This is a genomic window from Gillisia sp. CAL575 (assembly GCF_000403785.1).
Taxonomy (GTDB): domain Bacteria; phylum Bacteroidota; class Bacteroidia; order Flavobacteriales; family Flavobacteriaceae; genus Gillisia.
In genome coordinates this window covers 1-2,570 of sequence record NZ_APHJ01000001.1, presented here as the reverse complement: position 1 = coordinate 2,570, position 2,570 = coordinate 1, and the positions used below count along the sequence as shown (strand labels likewise).

Sequence of the window (2,570 nt, the reverse complement as noted above, 5' to 3'; positions counted from 1 at the left end):
CCTTCCAAAAGGAACAGACTTCAATAAAATTGATCAAAAACAACTACAGATAATACAGGACAAACTAAACAATAGACCTCGTAAAATTCTAGGGTACAATACACCTCAAGAAATGATGGATCTTGAACTAAAAAAATTATATTTGAATACTTAACTTTTTATAACGCTTTGTTGCGTTGAATCCTTGAATCCAGCGTTTATGGAAAAAATTTTAGCTTTTATTGATGAATCTGGTGATCCAAGATTCAATGAAGGCGCTTCAGATAGATTGGAATTTTCGTCAATTTTAATTGAGGAAGAAAAGAAAGATACAATTATCAAGCACCTAATCGAAATTCAAAAAGAATTAAATCTTACAGAATTTAAATCATCAAGAATAAGAACTGAGAAAAGAAGAATCGAAATTCTTACACGAATTCAAGAAGTTGATTTTAGATTTATTAATCTCTCCATAGAAAAAAGAAAAGTATTTGGAAAATGGACATCTAATCCAAACGTATTTTACAAATACACTCAAAAAATCCTTCATACAGAACTGCATAGATTATATGAAAATCGGTCAGTTACTATTGACAAATTTGGTAATGAACAATATCAAAACTCTTTAAAAGAATATTTAGAACGAAACCTTCAACTTGAACTTTTTGGAGATATAATAATGATAGGTTCTGCTAAAGATGAAATATTAATTCAACTAGCAGATTTAGTAGCAGGAACCCAAAGATTACTAAGGAAGAACAAATTTCAAAAATCAAATGAAATTAATGCTCTTCTCATTTCCAAAGAACTACATACTCTAATTTGGCCTGATGATTTCCAAAGATTTTTGTTGGGAAATATTAGAAAAGAGCAAGACAAGTTAATTGCAAATATCTCTATTTCATATGCAGAAAGATACGTTGAAGAGAAAAGACAAAATGTAGAAAATAAACATAGAATTATGATTTTGGAGTATTTGCTATTTCAAATCAAATACGTAAATCCTCAATCCTATACTTATTCAAATGAATTAATTGATTGGTTAAAAGAACATGAAATCAATTATAGCGATGAGGAATTCAGAAAAGAAATTATTGGTCGTCTAAGAGATGATGGAGTTGTTATTGCTAGTTCTAGGAAAGGATTAAAAATTCCAGTTACAGAAGAAGAATTAAACGAATATCTCAATTATACATCAGGTAGATATTTGACAATAATGAGAAGACTAAAGGAAACTTATAAGACACTCAATGGAACATCTTTGGGTAAATTGAAAATTTTTGAATCTTCAGAATTCGATATCCATAAGGAACTATTCAAAATATTAGACCAATAAATTACTGTGCCTAACATCGGTTAAGCGCAAATAGCGGGCATTCTGATAAAAAGAACTATTTTAGACACCAAGTATAAAACAACTAAGCTGACAAGTTCGCGTCCCTACTCCACGCTACTTGCCTTAACCAAGACCGTTAGGCAACATAAAATATGAGACAACTTTCAACCTCAGAAATAGCAGAAAAATTCAATGAATATTCTTCGACTATTGAATATGCAAATTTTAATGATGTTAAAACTAAACTAACACAATTAATAAATTTTCTCAAAAGTCAAGATATTTCTAATAGAATCTTACAAAGAATAGAAGAAGATTTTTCGGACTTAAAAATCAAATTAAATTCAGAAAATATTTCACATTCAAGACGAGATAGCAGAACTATAATTGAATCACTATTCACTCCTGATTTACAAGGTGCTTTCGGATATTTTTCAATTTTAGATAAATTTAAAGTAGAAAGAAAATCGACCCCTCATTACATCGAATTATCTAGAGAATGGTATGATCGTGGAGACGATTATTATGAATATCAAGAAATATTTAATGCTAATTTTTTTAAGCCCTTTTCAGAACTTTTTAATTGGTACTTAGTAGAAAGTAAAACAGAATCTTCATTAGATTATTTCTCAGAGGAAAGTCGTCAAGAAGTAAAAGAACAACTTTCGGAATTAAAAGAAATGCTTGTGAAACAGGGATATGGACAACAAATAATCTTCGATGAAATTGATGAATTGCGTCAATTGACAGAGAGAGTTAATAAAAAGAATTGGTTTGAATTGATTAAAGGAAAATTTATTGACTTAGCATTAGGTGGTGTTATTTCAACAGAAACAGCTAAAATGATAATTGAAGTTCTTACAGGTTCAGAAACACCTTTACTGAAATGATACGTTGCCTAACATCGGTTAAGCGCAAATAGCGGGCATTCTGATGAAAAGTGTTATTTTAGAGACCAATTAAATACCAACAAAGCCGACAAGTTCGCGTCCCTACTCCACGCTACTTGCCTTAACCAAGACCGTTGCAAACAATATTTTTTTTGAAAACCTGAGTTCAATAACTTAACGCAACAAATCATAACTTTAGATTTGTTGTATGGAACCAAAAAAACACCGGCGATTATCACATCAAGAAAGGGTAATTATCCAGACTCTTTTAGAAGAAAATAGACCTAAATCTTTCATAGCAGAGAAGCTCGGAAGAACCCGATCTACCATCACCAGAGAAGTCAATAAATGGGTAACTAAACCCA

Annotated in this window: 3 protein-coding genes; all 3 read left to right on the top strand. The window is 30.6% G+C overall.

Annotated features, from left to right (window positions below):
* Positions 1–199: 199 nt before the first annotated feature.
* Positions 200–1,315, top strand: a complete 1,116-nt coding sequence (locus I130_RS00010) for a DUF3800 domain-containing protein (RefSeq protein ID WP_034916996.1) — start codon at positions 200–202, stop codon at positions 1,313–1,315.
* 152 nt (positions 1,316–1,467) lie between these two features.
* Positions 1,468–2,205, top strand: a complete 738-nt coding sequence (locus I130_RS00005) for a hypothetical protein (RefSeq protein WP_034916991.1) — start codon at positions 1,468–1,470, stop codon at positions 2,203–2,205.
* Between the two features lie 208 nt (positions 2,206–2,413).
* Positions 2,414–2,570 (top strand): helix-turn-helix domain-containing protein (locus tag I130_RS16935; RefSeq protein ID WP_157480450.1); only part of this gene is annotated, 157 nt, incomplete at its 3' end.